This is a genomic window from Paraburkholderia sp. BL6669N2 (assembly GCF_003387275.1).
Lineage (GTDB): Bacteria > Pseudomonadota > Gammaproteobacteria > Burkholderiales > Burkholderiaceae > Paraburkholderia.
The window spans coordinates 4312841-4327551 of the sequence record NZ_QUNA01000002.1; the positions used below are offsets into that span (position 1 = coordinate 4312841).

Annotated in this window: 15 protein-coding genes and 1 pseudogene; 12 read left to right on the top strand and 4 right to left on the bottom strand. The window is 55.9% G+C overall.

From position 1 onward, the window contains the following. The 3 genes from B0G80_RS41985 to B0G80_RS41995 are packed head-to-tail and all read right to left on the bottom strand — an operon-like array spanning position 1 to position 4665. Positions 1–1644: an AAA family ATPase gene (locus B0G80_RS41985; RefSeq protein WP_116123378.1), complete on the bottom strand. Its 1644-nt coding sequence runs from the start codon at positions 1642–1644 to the stop codon at positions 1–3. Further along, the gene (locus B0G80_RS41990) at positions 1628–3817 is read right to left on the bottom strand and encodes a Mu transposase C-terminal domain-containing protein (RefSeq protein ID WP_116123379.1); all 2190 of its coding nucleotides are present in this window, start codon (positions 3815–3817) and stop codon (positions 1628–1630) included. Before B0G80_RS41990 ends, B0G80_RS41985 begins: the two co-directional genes overlap by 17 nt. Then, positions 3817–4665, bottom strand: coding sequence for a TnsA endonuclease N-terminal domain-containing protein (locus tag B0G80_RS41995; protein ID WP_116123380.1), 849 nt, complete (start codon positions 4663–4665; stop codon positions 3817–3819). The genes B0G80_RS41990 and B0G80_RS41995 overlap by 1 nt, the downstream gene beginning before the upstream one ends. Before the next feature lie 207 nt (positions 4666–4872). On the opposite strand from B0G80_RS41995, the gene B0G80_RS42000 reads away from it, so the two are divergent. From B0G80_RS42000 to B0G80_RS42055, 12 genes and pseudogenes are all read left to right on the top strand, one after another. Continuing rightward, on the top strand, positions 4873–5106 hold the full coding sequence (locus B0G80_RS42000) for a DUF6471 domain-containing protein (RefSeq protein WP_116123381.1): 234 nt from the start codon (positions 4873–4875) through the stop codon (positions 5104–5106). Between the two features lie 191 nt (positions 5107–5297). Further along, complete coding sequence (locus B0G80_RS42005; protein WP_116123382.1) at positions 5298–5612, top strand: hypothetical protein; 315 nt, start codon at positions 5298–5300, stop codon at positions 5610–5612. 576 nt (positions 5613–6188) lie between these two features. Then, positions 6189–6401, top strand: coding sequence for a BPSL0761 family protein (locus B0G80_RS42015; protein ID WP_147309990.1), 213 nt, complete (start codon positions 6189–6191; stop codon positions 6399–6401). A gap of 137 nt (positions 6402–6538) precedes the next feature. Beyond that, on the top strand, positions 6539–6916 hold the full coding sequence (locus tag B0G80_RS45575; RefSeq protein ID WP_147309991.1) for a hypothetical protein: 378 nt from the start codon (positions 6539–6541) through the stop codon (positions 6914–6916). Positions 6917–6951: 35 nt separating this feature from the next. After that, positions 6952–8087 (top strand): IS3 family transposase gene (locus B0G80_RS42020; RefSeq protein WP_408967691.1). Its coding sequence is split into 2 segments (ribosomal slippage): positions 6952–7216 and positions 7216–8087, totalling 1137 coding nucleotides; the frame shifts between segments, so codons are not numbered across the junction. 537 nt (positions 8088–8624) lie between these two features. Then, a complete protein-coding gene (locus B0G80_RS42025; RefSeq protein WP_116123385.1) occupies positions 8625–9365 on the top strand; it encodes a hypothetical protein in 741 nt (246 codons plus the stop codon). Positions 9366–9532: 167 nt separating this feature from the next. After that, positions 9533–9862 carry a MerR family DNA-binding transcriptional regulator gene (locus tag B0G80_RS48360; RefSeq protein WP_116123386.1) on the top strand — a complete coding sequence of 110 codons (330 nt, stop codon included), beginning with the start codon at positions 9533–9535 and terminating at the stop codon, positions 9860–9862. A 420-nt stretch (positions 9863–10282) separates the two neighbouring features. Next, positions 10283–10486, top strand: coding sequence for a hypothetical protein (locus tag B0G80_RS42035; protein ID WP_116123387.1), 204 nt, complete (start codon positions 10283–10285; stop codon positions 10484–10486). Further along, positions 10483–11169, top strand: coding sequence for a hypothetical protein (locus B0G80_RS42040; protein WP_116123388.1), 687 nt, complete (start codon positions 10483–10485; stop codon positions 11167–11169). Before B0G80_RS42035 ends, B0G80_RS42040 begins: the two co-directional genes overlap by 4 nt. A 239-nt stretch (positions 11170–11408) precedes the next feature. Next, the gene (locus B0G80_RS42045) at positions 11409–11876 is read left to right on the top strand and encodes a hypothetical protein (RefSeq protein WP_147309992.1); all 468 of its coding nucleotides are present in this window, start codon (positions 11409–11411) and stop codon (positions 11874–11876) included. A 193-nt stretch (positions 11877–12069) separates the two neighbouring features. After that, entirely contained in the window at positions 12070–12345 is a 276-nt protein-coding gene (locus B0G80_RS42050) for a helix-turn-helix domain-containing protein (RefSeq protein WP_147309993.1), read from the top strand. Between the two features lie 443 nt (positions 12346–12788). Continuing rightward, positions 12789–12918 (top strand): annotated as a pseudogene (locus B0G80_RS42055) (TIGR00366 family protein); the annotation flags it as partial. A 525-nt stretch (positions 12919–13443) separates the two neighbouring features. On the opposite strand, the gene B0G80_RS42065 reads toward B0G80_RS42055, so the two are convergent. Continuing rightward, positions 13444–14622 (bottom strand): DNA cytosine methyltransferase, encoded by a 1179-nt coding sequence (locus B0G80_RS42065; RefSeq protein WP_116123392.1) that lies wholly within the window; start codon positions 14620–14622, stop codon positions 13444–13446. Between the last annotated feature and the right edge of the window lie 89 nt (positions 14623–14711).

Sequence of the window (14711 nt, forward strand, 5' to 3'; positions counted from 1 at the left end):
CTACCCCAGCTGTAACAGGGAATCCAGGTCGCAGACCACACCCATGCTGCGGAGATTTTCAAAAATTGTGTTGCCTTTGATGACGGAGTCGTTAATTGCTTTGCGATAGTCATCGGGAGCGAACTCCTGCGCGACACGGTCTGTAGCTATAGTTTTGTTGCGCTTTGTACTCTTGTGTGGCTTTATCAGCTCAATTGCGGCTTTGGCTCCATCAAGGACGGTGCCTGCCTTTCCTTCTGCCTCGACAGCATCCGCGATGCTCAGTGCGCGGTCTTTGTCCACGCCAATGCTCACCAGCGCGGAAGCAATTGTCGGAGCGAAGTCCTGATGCCCAGGTCTTACGGAGGCCTTTTGATTGCGTAGGCCCTCGAACTTGTTGAGAGCGCCGTCGAGCAGATTGGAAAATTTGGTGGGCGCAATGTCGCCGTACTGGTCAAGCAGCGTGGCGTCGCCCGAGCGATATGCATCGATCATCGGTTGAACCCGCGTAAAGTCCCGATTCCAGACGAGCTCAAGCATTTGAGCCGTGATTATTTCGCTTCCGTCGATGATTGCCTGCCACTGGCAGCAAGCGAAGAGCTTGATTGCGATATCGATGATTCCCTGACTGTAGTAAAACAGGAGATCAGCGAGCGCCTGCGTGAGCTCGACAGGATTCTTCAGCCATTGAAATGTCCATAGCGTCGTAACAAAGTCCTCCCATTCGAGTGGATCGTCAAGATTATTGCTGGCAGAAAGGTGACCCCACTCCGGGAAGCCGCTGCCCACGGACCTGCGGCCCTGGCTGAAATCAAGGCCAAGCACTTTGATGGCTCTATTTGTACCTACGAACAGAACTGGAACACCGAGTTCGTTGGAGGCTGACACGAGGACAGCCATGAGCTTTTGCATGTTTTTGCCGCCATGCCTGAGATTTTGCACTTCATCAACGATGAGAAGCCCTACGCAATGCATGTGCATCACTCGGGCAACATGGTTCAGCATTGTCTCAACCGACATGGTGCCCCTGCCGTATTTTTGGTAGTAATTGCCGTCGGGAACCAACTGGTCGATTTTTCGAAGAATCGAATGAGCAAGCCCTTTGATTGATGCTCCGTCAGCCGGTGTTTCAATATGAATATAGGTTATCTGCGTTATCTCAAGGTCAGGGTGGTGGATCGCTTGAGGGTAACGTCTCATCAGACGTCTCAAGGTCGTAGTTTTGCCTTGACCGGATACGCCGATTAGCGCGCTCGAGTTCTGGGACGTGACATGCATAAGGTCGTCAACCGGACTGAACGCCTTTCCAGCCTGCTGAGCTTCATACAGTTTTTGAAATACCCGAACATGCTCTGCAGTTCTTGGTGCTCGCCCGACATATCCTTGCCGCAGCATTGTGTCTAGTGCCCATCCGAGCACGACATGTCGCTGCAGGGGCGACATGAACGATGAGAGCTCCGCGACGAGATGCAGCCTCTCGAACGGCGGCCACTCGCGCTGCTCTTTTTCAAAGGAGGGTAAAGCATTCAGGTGCTCTCCCAGCGCTTCGTCGTCGAGAGCCGGTGGCAAGGCCGCGATAAGTTGATTGTTACGATATCGGGGAATTCTCTGCTCCGTATAAACTGCGTTTACGGCTGTCGAAACAGCGTTATTTTGTAATGTCATTGAGCATCTCCTGTTTCTTTAGCCGTAGCTTTTCCTGAATGGAAAGCGGCCTGACTTGTGTTTCCCCCGATTTCATTGCAGGCTGCTGCGGCACGGCTACTGCGGGGGCTGTGGAACGATCTGGCATCGGGACGACATTGTTTGGCAGCCTGTCAGTAGCCGCGGGTGGCTGCGGAGATGTGGGTGTGGCGGGCTCGTCTTGTCTGCGAGCGCGTTTCTCAGCTTCGCGGTCGGCGGCGATGTCTGCTTTGCGGGAAGAACGGGACCTCCCTTTGGTTGCCAGTTTCATCGCGGCATGGGCTGGCTGCGCAATATCCGAGATGAATTTCTTGAGGTCGATTTTTTCCTGAAGTGCGTTGTCCTCGCCGTTTTGCAGAATCCGCTTTATCGTTGTTTGCACGTATTTCACTTCAGCATACGAGTAACCGCGATAAGATTCACTTGTAGTGGTCAGCCCGCACGAATAGGACTTGCGAGCGTCCCGGAGATCGTGGACGACTATCGAATCAACAAGTCGGCGGTCGTAAGAAACGTCAACATCAAATCTTCCACGGTTTGCCGCGCTCACGAACCATCCCTTCTTCTCCACGTCGGCGCATGAATAGAAACAGCCGTTAAACAGGATGCCTTGGTCGGTGACAGTCGCTTTGTCGCGGGGAAGTAACTGGAGACGCAGATATTCCTCGCTATAGCGTGAGATGACGCCAGCGCTATACGCGATGTTGTCCTCCCATATTTCGCGCGGAACGGGGCTGACTCCACGGAGGGCAGCCCTCGGATCGAGCGCATACTTCTTCATCTCGCGGCGGTTATGAGAAATAATCGCGCGCAGGATGATTGCAGCGAACTCGTCAAGCGTAAGACTTGCATCACGGTCGTAATGTTTCCCGCGACGCCGCATTACGTTAGAGGGCGGTTCGTATCCAGGTGTTGCAGGGGCGATTGACGCGTGAATTAGTCGGAAGCCGCACTCAACCGTCCCTTTGTTTTGTGGCGAAAGAGGAGGTGCGTTTGAAATGGTGCTCTCCATTCCGTCGCATATGCGGTTACTGTTACGAGAAATCATTTCGCCGCAATCGCCAAGGAATTTCTGGGGGAAAATCCGGTCGGCCGGCCAGTCAAGAGGGTCGTGCGGCACACCGTACTTGTGGCAAAGCGCTACTTTGTCCTCGGCAAGACTGAGGATTGCCTGAACGGCAGTTTCCCAGCCGGGATGCTCCAGACCGACATAGAAGCCAGCACAAAGGCGGCTATATCTGTCGTAGATGAGGTACAGAGTTGGCTTCCCGATGATTTTCGACCGGTCGTCCCGCGCGACGAGAAACACGTCGGCGATGGTTGCATCAATTTCGTAGATATACCCGACGCCGATGGCTTCATAGAGGGCGCTGCCAATCCGCTGGTCGTGATCCCGCTCGAAGTCCTTGTTCCCTTTCTTTCCACGTAAGATTGTCTCGAGTGAGAAACAGCGTTTGACGACTGTGTAGAACTGTCGATAAGAAGGGCGTTCGCCGGACGGTTTGATGTAGCTCTGGCCGTTCCCATCTTGATAGGAATAGTGCTCTTTCAGCATTTCCTGGAACGCATGCTGGAGCGTAGAGACTTCACCGTCCAGAAAGTGTTCTTTGACGGCAGCGATGACGTGCTTGTCGTCAACGCTGCGGTGCATTTGATAAATTTCATAGCGGCTGTCAGACGGACGGCGTCCCCGGGCGTTCGTAGCCTGGGGCTGGTTGAGGCCAATTTCGGGGAATTTGGGTAGCAGGGCGTCTTGAGTCTGGCCACCGCGCCAGTAATCGCGCAAATACTTATTGACTGTCGTTTTCGACGCGCCTGTCGCTTCAGCGCGCGCCGAAACCAGTGGGCCTCGCAGTTTCGGGTCATAGATTGCGGCGCTGGCGAGAAGGGGTTCGATAATCTTCCACGCGTTTTTACGCCGTGCTTTCGCCGCACTTGTGTATTCAGATACACTACGATGGCCAGTGCTTGATACAAGAGCTAACTTCTGCTTGTCCATGTCATCGAGCAGGGCGGCGTAGGAATACCGTCTCGGCCACGATGCTTCATCGGTCACATTAATGACCCACGCTTCATCGGTTTCAGGAGTGACATGAAGTAGCCGATAGCGAGTCCCGGATTCGTTGTGAAACAGGTCGTTCTTAAAGAGCGCCATTACCGACCTCCCGCCGCGCGAAGATTGTCTGCCTTCAACGTACAACGGAAGCTTGCGAGTGGGGCGCTAGCAAGGTCGGGGTTGCCGAGGTCACAAGTCAGGATGCGCTCATACATCAACAGTTTCGCGATACGAAGACCTTCGCCCGGATTTAAGCCCTGCCGATGCTCAAAATTCCGACAGTATTCCTGGAGTGGCTGATTGCGTGTTGATCCGGCAAGGTCGTGAGACATAATGAGCGATTGTTCGTGCAGGGCGCCCGCATACCGCTCCTCCTCGCCGGTCTTGACCATGCCACCTCGAATCCACTCGATGTTGCGGATTTTCTGCATTGGCAATTCGGAGTGGAAGACGAGGCGATGCGGGACATCCATTCCGGCGAAGTAGGTTCGCGTAATCTGAAGCTTCTCAATCTGACGCGGTTCGTCGGAGTCTTCGGTCCGCTTGCAGTCCAGTGCCTCGAGTCGCGTCTCGCCCTGGTCATTGAAGTCGACCAGAAAATCGACCGTCATGACCGTCGGGACCTTTGTTCCCGGGTAGTACGGATGGGCTATGCCAAGCGCGGCGGCGATTTCGAGCGTAAGTTCACGGTCAAGAGGGTATTCCTCCCGGATGCCGGTGACGCGCTGGGACCACTCAAGAGCGTAGAAGGTGTTTGCTTCCACATCGGACAGCAAGTGCACACTGCGACCGCATTTGGCACTGTACGGGCGGCTGACGCGACCTAATGACGAGATGTCGAACGCCTCCAGCCACGGTTTGTAGTGACCACCTTCCCCGCGGCCTCGGCCTTCGGCCTGCCACTCTTTGATGAGTGCCTCCGTCATCTTCTTTTGACCGCGCCCCATTTCCCCTTACTCCAGTACGTTTCAGCGCCGGGCGGAAAGCGTCCGGCTTCAGGTGCTGTCTAGGTACCAAAATTCGCGAAACGCTTAAGTTGTTATACGAAAAAACATAAATCTTTTATGTGGCGTAATGATCTCATATGTGAGACTATAGGATGGCCGTGACGAAAGCGCGAGCGATACTCGCGTTTTTCGTCAGGTGTGTTGTCAATGATTGACTGGAACCGTGAGGCCAAGCGCCTGCTTCGGGCGGAACTCGTGCGCAGACAGATTGGCTACAAACAGTTGGCTGTTTTGCTGGAGGGGCTTGGAATCGAGGAAACCGAACGTTCGATTGCGAACAAAATCTCACGGGGCGCGTTCACGTTTGTGTTTTTCCTCCAATGCATGAAAGCCTTGCGTCGGCCGGCGGTTCATATCGACCTGACCGACATCGGAGAATGACGCGAGCGACCCGATGGCTAACTCCCGGCAGAACCGCTGACACGCTGACCGAAAATTTGGGGTTGGGCTGATCGAAGTCTTGATAAAGGCACCGGGCATAGCGGGACGAGCGTGGCATTCAAATCGAAATTTCGACAGAATTGTGATTAGGTGTACAGATCATATGGTTGATTCGGGTAGGAATTAATGCCATGACCGTCTTCGAGCTCATCGAGATACTCAGCGAGGTCGACCCAAAGTCCAGAGTTACATTTCTTGCTGGAGGGCACGACGCGCAAGTTGCAGAAGAGATTGTTGCTGTCGCGACGCCCGACTATGTCTGGGTCATGCATGGGAAGTCAGATAAAAAGGAGGGTGAAGCCGACATTCATCACGCCGACAAGCAGGCTGACGGCTCCGATGCCGCCCGAGCGAGTACAGAATCTGAAGCTGTGTCCGTAGTCATTCTTTCAACAGACGAAGATTTTCTTTTTAAGGCTATCGTGAGACGCTTGATGCTGGGTTGACCCCATAACTGGTCTGAACCACGCAGCAGTCACGGAGGCCTCTACGCGAACATGGAGTCAGCCTGCTTCTCCGATATTGACCCGCGTATCCAGGCTCGGCTCTTCGAGTGAGACTAAACATGTCCATTTACATGTCGTCCGGTGCCGAAATGGTTTTGCTTGAAAGATGGTCAATCCGTCAGTCGGACAAGGGTGAGCGGCATTTTGTCGGGTACGACATTCTTGCCTGCGACGGACGTGTGAGTACTCCGATCAGGTCGTTCGACCCAGTGACACGCACCGCAACGACGGCTAGTGGAAGCAAGTATCAGTTGGTCGGGCGGGCGGGGCGGGATTCGGACGGCGAGTACGTTTGGAGCATCGCATCAAAGGCTTGGGGAATCGGGGTGTGGACCGATGTTACCCCCGACCTCGTCCCGGACTGGAGGAGCGCACTTCCACTCGCAGATGACGACTACAGCGACAGCGGCAGTTCGAATGTAAGCGGTACCACTGATTGAAGAGTCCGGCTCACCTTCGTAGCCACTCCAACGCATGCTGGGGATTACAAGGAAGTTCTACCAGAAAGGAGCGTTGATGACACTTCCCTACGAGCGTACTCGTTCAGTAATAGGCGCGCGTCAACTACTTATTGATTTGGCGGCAGCGTCAGACAACGCGGATTTGGAGAAATTCCGGGCCCTGTCTCGAAGATTGCTTCGGCATTTCCCCGAGCCGATTGATCTCCAGCTTTCAGCGGGGTTTGCTCCCGGCATTTGGGCGGACCCCGACGCAACCGGCGATGCATGAACATGTCACGTCTGCATTTTAACCAGTGAGAGGAAAAACTGCTGCACCGCATGCGACGTCTGCCGGTCAGTGCTTAACAGAGGCGCTTGGACGTTTTACCGTGGCTTCCATCAGGCGAGCAGTGCCCGGGCGAAAACGTGATTCGAAAGATTCATACGCAGGCGACCAACGAGGAACTCGCACCTCCCAGCGCCGAAACAGTTGATATCCACAACTTGTGGACATTGCGGTTCACTGCCAAAAAACTTGCTTCTTTGGGGGTAATGATGCTTCGTGCAACTGTGGAAATTTTTCCCAGCGGTAATGAGAGCAGCAGACGAGTCCTCGCCCATGCTGATATTTCAAACGTCAAATCTGGACCGCTCGTAAATTATAAAATCCGGCTTAGCCACGAAATACTGGGCGATTTAGATGCCGTAACACTCAGAGACTATCCGCGTATGGCCGCAACGATCTGGGATAGAGGTGGCTCCGGAAATTCGGACAGTTCATTGAGTGGAAAAGCTGGGGCGTGAGTCGGTCATAATGGCCGGCGACAAGGAACCAGAAGATGACGAAACGAAACCGACGGACACACTCACCGGCATTCAAGGCAAAGGTGGCACTAGCGGCGCTCAAGGGCGACAAGACGCTGGCAGAGTTGGCCCAGCAATTTGATGTCCATCCGAACCAGATCACGGACTGGAAGAAGCAGTTGCAGGAGCGGGTTGCCGATGTGTTCGACGCGGGCAACGCGCCCCCAGCTGCACCGCCAATCGACGTGAGGGTGTTGCACGCGAAGATCGGACAGTTGACGTTGGAGAATGATTTTTTAGAAAGCGCGCTCAGCAAGGCGGGACTGCTGGGCGTAAAGCGATGATCGATCGTGATCACGCCCTGCCGGTGACGCAGCAGGCCCGGCTGTTAGGCATAAGCCGCTCGAGTGCCTATTATCAGCCGCGTGAGGTCAGCGAAGCGGATCTGAAATTGATGCGCCGGATTGACGAGCTTCACCTCGACCATCCATTTGCCGGGGCGCGAATGTTGGCACGTCTACTGCGTCGCGAAAGTATCACAGTCGGACGCAGGCACGTTGGCACCTTGATGAAGCGCATGGGCGTCGAGGCGTTGTATCGCAAGCCAAACACGAGCCGCAAGCATGCAGCCCACAGGATCTGGCCGTACCTGCTGCGCAACCGGAAAATCGATCGGGCCAATCAGGTCTGGGCGCTCGATACGAGCTATATCCCGATGGCGCGGGGCTTCGTCTATCTGACGGCCGTCGTGGACTGGGCGAGCCGCCGGGTGTTGGCGCACCGGGTGGCGATCACACTAGAGAGCTGCCATGCTGTCGAGGCGCTGGAGGAAGCGTTTGCGAAATACGGGCCGCCTGAGATCGTCAACACGGATCAAGGAAGCCAGTTCACCGCAACCGAATTCACCGACGCGGTTCTCGGCCGGAAGGTTCTCCTGTCGATGGACGGAAAAGGCGCCTGGCGTGACAACGTGTTCGTCGAACGGGTGTGGCGCAGCGTCAAATATGAAGAGGTTTATTTGAAAGCGTACGACTCGGTAGGCCACGCGCGTCGCTCAATCGGCAATTACCTGAACTGGTATAACCAGAATCGGCCTCATTCGAGGCTGGCCGATCAGACGCCGGATGAAGCATACTTCGCCACGCTGCCAGCGATAAAATCGGCAGCTTGATTGCCCCAACAATTCCACTTAAAAATCTCGGGACCCTGTCCGAACAAGCGGCGCCACCTCTGATCTCGTCGGGCGAAGCATCGCCATCGCCCTCACTGGGAGAGAGGAACTACCGCCTAGGCCCGAGTTGCCCGACGTCCCGGTTCATACGAGTACGGGAAACAAACCGACGCCCTACGTACGATTCAGAGAGATTCCGGAGCCTGCGCGGACGCTGTTCAAGCGGAATATGAGAAGTTCTACCTGTCCGGTTATCGAGGAAGAACCGGACCCAACGGACTGTGCGTATTTATGGGATTGGGCGGCTTTTTTGGCCGGCAGCAGGTGACGGCCAGAGGCGGGGGCTAGGCTTGTGCTACTAGGGTTGCGTGCTACAGGCAGATAAAGATGCCAACGACTTGACACGAAGCGGCCTACATCCTGATGACTTCGTAACTCCAGTTCAATCTTGGTTTTTCCTACCCTCAAATGGCTTCCTCGTCGCAGCATGTATTCTTTGAAAGGCTCAGGCGGCAGTCCCTCAGGGCGCGCCGGCAGATGATACGAAGCGGCGAACTTCTGACCGAGGAAGAATTTCGGCAGCGCCGACCTATCAGTACCAAGCAGTTGTTGCACTCCCTTGCCAGTGGAAGCATCTTTTCAGTTGAAGTTGAAGGAGCTCAGTACTATCCCGCATTGCTCGCCAATCCAGAGCAGGACTATCGACGCCTGGCGACAATCTGCCGGATCCTGTGGCCGGCAGAGCCGCACTCACGCTTGCACTTCCTGACGGCCCGCAATGCCGCCCTTGGCGGCATGACTCCGCTTGAGGCAATGCGCAACGATGAGAGCTACAGGCGGCTGCTTGTGAAGGCTCGAGGCTGGGCTTCGGAGTGGTCGCGTACGCTCGTTGAAGTACGGATCGGCGAATGCTTGGACTCCGATGCTGTCCTTCCGCTCGCATGCACTGCAGTTACAGAAATCGATCCGCGCATCTCCATCTGGCGCCGTGCATTTGACGCATTGGAATCTGCGGGAAATGTTCAACCGGACGGCCCATACCCGAAGGCAGCAGCCGTTACGGTTTTCATTTCACGGTCTGCTGCGGGACAAGCCGGTGTCACCAGGGAGATGCGGCTAGATATTCTTGTCGAGAAGGGCGTCGCACACGCGGGCGTCGTCGTCGCTGGTTTCCCTCGGTCTGACTTGCCGGCGGTGCGTGTTCATAAGTCCGACGACGTCGTTGAGGTGGCGTTGAAGGTGATCCGGCAGACGAGCAAGCGAGCTTCTCAGCGTTAATGATTTTTTTACTCAATGACGCGGGCCGCTTCAGTCTAGATTCTCTCAAGAAAGCCGGCATGAAAAATCGGTTTTCAGTGTTTCCAGCAGGAGGACGTAAAGCTGCACAAACCTGACCATCGCGTTTAAAAAGTGTTGCTACACCCGGCATCTTTGGGAGATATCGGATGCAACTCTTGTCTATCGGTGAAGTAGCGGCACAACTGGGCGTAGCAGTCGGAACGCTGCGACGCTGGCATCGGCGGGGCCGGCTTGAGCCGTTCGGGCGTACTGTTGTTGGACATCGGCGATACGGGCACGGCACGGTGCGCGCGAGCCAGGGGGGCATGAGCCGACGGGCAAGACTGTCTGTTACGCGCGCGTCTTCTTCAACCGTCTGTATGGCTCGCGCAGCGGCAAGAACCTGCGGGCGCTCGAAGCCTGATGCAGGCGACCACGCAGACCCGGCTGCAGTTGCTGCAGGCCGGCGTAGCATTGCTCAACCGGATATGCGCTGAAGATCCGCATTCCTGACCGGCTGCTCGCTTAGAAAGCGACGGCGCAGACGAGCCCAGGGCAGGCGCGCATGCTCTCGGGACTGCTCTATGCGAAATACCGGCAACTGCTCGAGGCCAAGTGCTTCCGGGCAGGTGGCCGCGAGGAAGATGGACTTCTGTTCCAATGCATGTAGTTTTTAGCGAGCGTCTGGAAAAAGTGACTTCGGCTCTGTCTGTCAGGAGCGTCGTGAGATGCCCATGATTGAGGTCTGTGCCGACTGCCTCCGTCACGCCCCATGACGGGGGCGACGACGGGCTGTTGGGGCACATCGGCCGAATCCGTACGCGCGTTCAGGGGCGGCATTCGTTGTCAATGCAGTCATTGTGGAATAGTGTTCAACAATAATCGGAATTCGCCTTAACGCGCGAAGCAACAATAATATGACTTCCCACTACGTCGAACTCAACCGGGGCTTTGAGGTCTTACAGAACGACGAACCGCTGGATGCGCTGGCTCAACGGAGTTACCCTTCCGGAGGAGCGCGGTCATGGGAGCAGATGACCTGGGAAAAGCTTCTCGAACACAAGCTCGTTGTTGTCCTCGGTGAGCCCGGTAGCGGGAAGTCTGAAGAGCTCAAGCATTGAACCGGCGTACAGAGGGGAGCTTCCTCGTTAGCCTTGAGCGGCTGGTCGACGAGTCGCTTGCAGAAATCCTTCCGGACAGGAAGTTGCAGGAGTTCCAGAAGTGGCGGATCGGCAACGCGGAAGCACTCATTCTTCTTGACGCCGTCGACGAGGCGAAGCTCGAACGTGACGACGATTTCGCGAAAGCTGTTGAGCATATCGGCAAAGAGATAGGGGATGCCTTGCCGAGGGCGCGATTCGTCATCAGTTCGCGCATCAGCGAGTGGCGGCCGCAAACTGATCTCGAGATTGTGCGGCAACTCATAGCCCCAGAGCCGAGGCGGGTCAGGAGCCCAACGTCCTCCGGGAGTCAGACGGTCGACATTGACGAGCCTGCTGCGAATAGCCCTGTTCCGGTTGTTGCCGTGCTGCAACCTCTGACACCGCCACAGGTTCAGCGTTTTGCGGAAGGTCAGGGTGTTCCCGACGCATCCTTATTCCTGAAGGCGTTGCGGGACCGTAATGCACTTGTTTTCGCCGGCCGCCCGCTGGACGTGACGCACCTGTACAACTACTGGCTTGAAAAAGGCAATCTCAGTAGCCTGACTGACCTGGTCGGGTTCATGGTCATAGAGTTGTCGAAGGAAATCGCGAACAAGGAGAAGCTCGACCCACTCTCTCCGGATCGAGTGAGCGAGGGGTAGAGTACCTGGCAACTGCTGCGATTCTGTGCCGAAATCTGAGATTTGAAGTTTCTGGGGATGCCAGTATCGCCAGCAATGTACATCTCTCGGTTCAGGCGGTGTTGCCGCAGGATTGGAATGCCATTGAACGACGCGCACTAATGAATCGTGCGCTATTCGATTCCCCGAGCCGGGGAGCGCTTTCGTTCCATCATCGTAGTCACGCGGAGTATCTCGCTGCGCAGTGGATCGAGCGTCTCATGACGCACAACTGCGGCTTTGAGCATTTGCGGGACCTTTTGACGACTAATATCGGCGGTGAAATCGCGCTTCGCTCGTCGCTCGCCCCCGTCGCCGCATGGCTCGTCGCGGACAGACCGGAACCGTGGCGAAGAATGCTGGAAGACCTGATTCTCGCAACAGCTCCGGAAATTCACCTTTTGTACGGTGACCCGGGTGGGCTTTCGGTCACTTTCGACGCCGGCGGCGTGGTCCATTCCGGCGAGCAGACGAACGGAGTAAATCAGGCAGACTTCGATGGTTTCGACGCGAGTACGGATGACGTTTGTTTCCACATTGGCTCCAGAGTAAGTTATGGAACCTGTAGAAACGCGGTTTTAGCCATGAACTTGATGATGGGCCAGCGTACGCCGGCGCGAATGCCGGCTCCAATCTGCCATCCTCGCCATCGCGAGTGGCGGCCGGTCGAATTTCAATGGCTGACATAGACGATGTACTATGTTTTCGATTGGAGGGCTTCGATGCGCGGTTGTATTGGGTCCAAGGATATGGCGCTATTGGTCGATGGCGGGACGCAGAGGTGCCGTATCACAAGATGTGGGTCGGGTTTGGTGCTCGGCTGGCTTTACTCAGCGATTTCGAGTTCGACCCTAATACGGGTCTGTTTGGGAGGCCATGCTCATGGATAAGGACGAATCGCTGACGATCAAAGAGGCCGCCAAACTTCTTTTTGTCTCCCCAGCACATTTTCGTACACTCCTTCAAAAGAGTGATCTCGCAGCAATTCAGGAAACGCCAGAGAGTGACGTCCGCGTCCTTCGTTCAGCGGTTCTTGAGTACAAGGAACAGATGCGGGCCCGGCAGAAAGCAGGCCTTAAGGAAATGATGGATGCATCTGAACGTCTCGGACTCTATGACCAGGAGATTGAAGGCCCGCCAAATCATAAAAAAGACTAACGGGCGAAAGCGTTGCCACTCCGTGCGGGCTTGGCAGGTGGACTGGTTCCCTGAATCCAGTTCCGTCAATGGCTGAATGAAGCACTGGCCACACGGTCATGCGCAAGCTACAGGCTTTGCTTGCATGCAGTTGAAGGTGCGACGATGCCTCTCAGCAGGCGTTTGTGTTTGTCTTGCGCCGAAAATCTACGCACGGATGAGTCGGCGTCGCATTCGACGAGTATGAACGACAGAGATAGCCGCCGTCCCCCTCTGATAAAAGCGCCGCATCGGTTGATTTGCCGGCCGCGACAGCTTGTGCGCAACAGAACGCGCGCCAGGTCGGAGAACGGCCAGCCAACTTTTCGAGTGCGTGGCAGTAGCCTAGTCTAATCAACTAACAAAGCCGGAGACCACATGATTCAGGGTATGCTCGATTTTTTACTTAGGTTGTTCACCGCTATCTGCCTGATCCGCTGATTTTTTGCGCTGATCCTCACCGCAATAACATTTGCGTTAGCGTTCGGTTTAACGCCACAGACACCAACCGACCTCGTCTACATGTGGGGAAGCGGCTTCTGGAACCTGCTAGCCGCGCGCTATTCTCCGCATCTATAGGGCCAAATATTGACTCCAGTTCCTCGTGCGAAGGATGTGCGAGCAGTCGTCGCAAAGTGCAGGCGTACCCGTGGTAACCGACACAGCTAACCTCAACAAAGCTGACGGCTCGGGCAATGCACAGACTGTCACCGCCTGGAAGGGGACAACAGTCAGATTGCGCAAGAGCATGCCCGCCGCAAAGAGCCCTGATTTGCAGAAGAGCGTGGAGTTGAGTGGCCAGTTGACCGCGTCACGATCAGAGCCATGCCGGATACTCGTGTCGGTCCCAGACGCGGACAAGGCAGAGGTCCTTGCGTGGCTGAATAGCGGAATGCACGCACCTGGTCCGAACGCGAAGCAGGCAGCGGAAAACAAGACGGTGGCGGCGAAACCTGGAGTAATACCTTTTCTTCGAGTCGAGCCAGTCGACCAGCAGCAATTCAGTAACGGATCTGTTGCCTAGGTAGCTTTGTCAGTTCGTATCGGGATCGGGAGGGTCGGCGCTTCACGGCGCCGTGCCTACCCTAGAGCCGACGCAATCCAGCTCCCGGCGACGGCAGCAAGTTGTACTGGCACAGCATTGCCCAATTGACGCATGGCTTGGGACCACGAACCCGGGATTTCGAATGAGTCCGGCAATCCTTGAAGTCGGGCAGCTTCCCGCACGGTGAAGTGACGACTGGTTCCGTCGAGGTCCACCACCATGTTTTCGCCGCCGGGAACCCCGTGGACGCCGGCTTTGAGTGTCTTTGCTGGCTCGTCGATAAGACTGCCAGAGTGGCCCTTGTACTGCTTCCCCGTGCCGCGAGGTTCATGACCGCTTACAGTGGCTTCGAAAGACGGAACACCAAGGCCGTGGAACGCATCACGGCAGGTAAGCCACGGTGCGGCCTCGGTTAATTGAGCCGACGTCGCAAACTCTAAAAGCTTAGCGCGCAGGATACGCGGGATGGCGTCATCGTCCGGGCGATGGAGGTCATGGCGCAGCCAGTATTCGCCGGTAGTCCATTTGTCGCGCAAGAGTCGGTCTTCGCTGTGCGTCTTCACCGGAAACGGAGACAATGTGCCGCAGTCGACTCGAACTCCTGCGATAAGGACTCGCTCGCGTTTCTGCGGTGACCCATAGTCTGCGGCATTTACTTTGGTTATCGTGACGTGATATCTAGGGCTATCACGCAAGTCTTCTGAACCCCCTTGTTCTAGGCTGCGGACTATGTGAGCGAGATATCGGCTGAACGCGGGACGCAGCAGCCCTTTCACGTTCTCGAAAAGAAACGCTCTCGGCTGCATTTCGCGCACTGCGCGTATTGCTTCCGGCCACATATCGCGTACGTCCTTGGGACCCGCCGCACGCCCACCGTTAGAAAAGGGTTGACATGGCGGTCCACCCGCAACCAAGTCGACTCCGTGGTAGCTGCTCCAGTCAATTGTCCTAACGTCTGCCTCCAAGACATGCGGGACGTCGCTACCGTGGGTCCCCTGATAATTTGCATGGAGAGTTGCGCATGCGGCGGCGTTGAACTCTGCCATGACCAGGTGGAGAAAGCCGGCGCTTTCCAAGCCTTTCGCCATCCCGCCGCAGCCGGCAAACAGTTCGACGCATTTCAGACGACTGCATGCCCCGTCAAACACGGATTCACTTTCGACGCCGGCAATTGCGGGCGCGTACTGCTTGATATAGCCTTCGATGGAACGCATAAGACGAGCTCAAGTTAAAGCTCGTGTAGGCGCGGTTTTTATTCAGGTAAGAAAGCGCCCCTGTTGCGTTACTCAGTCCCTTCGCGAAA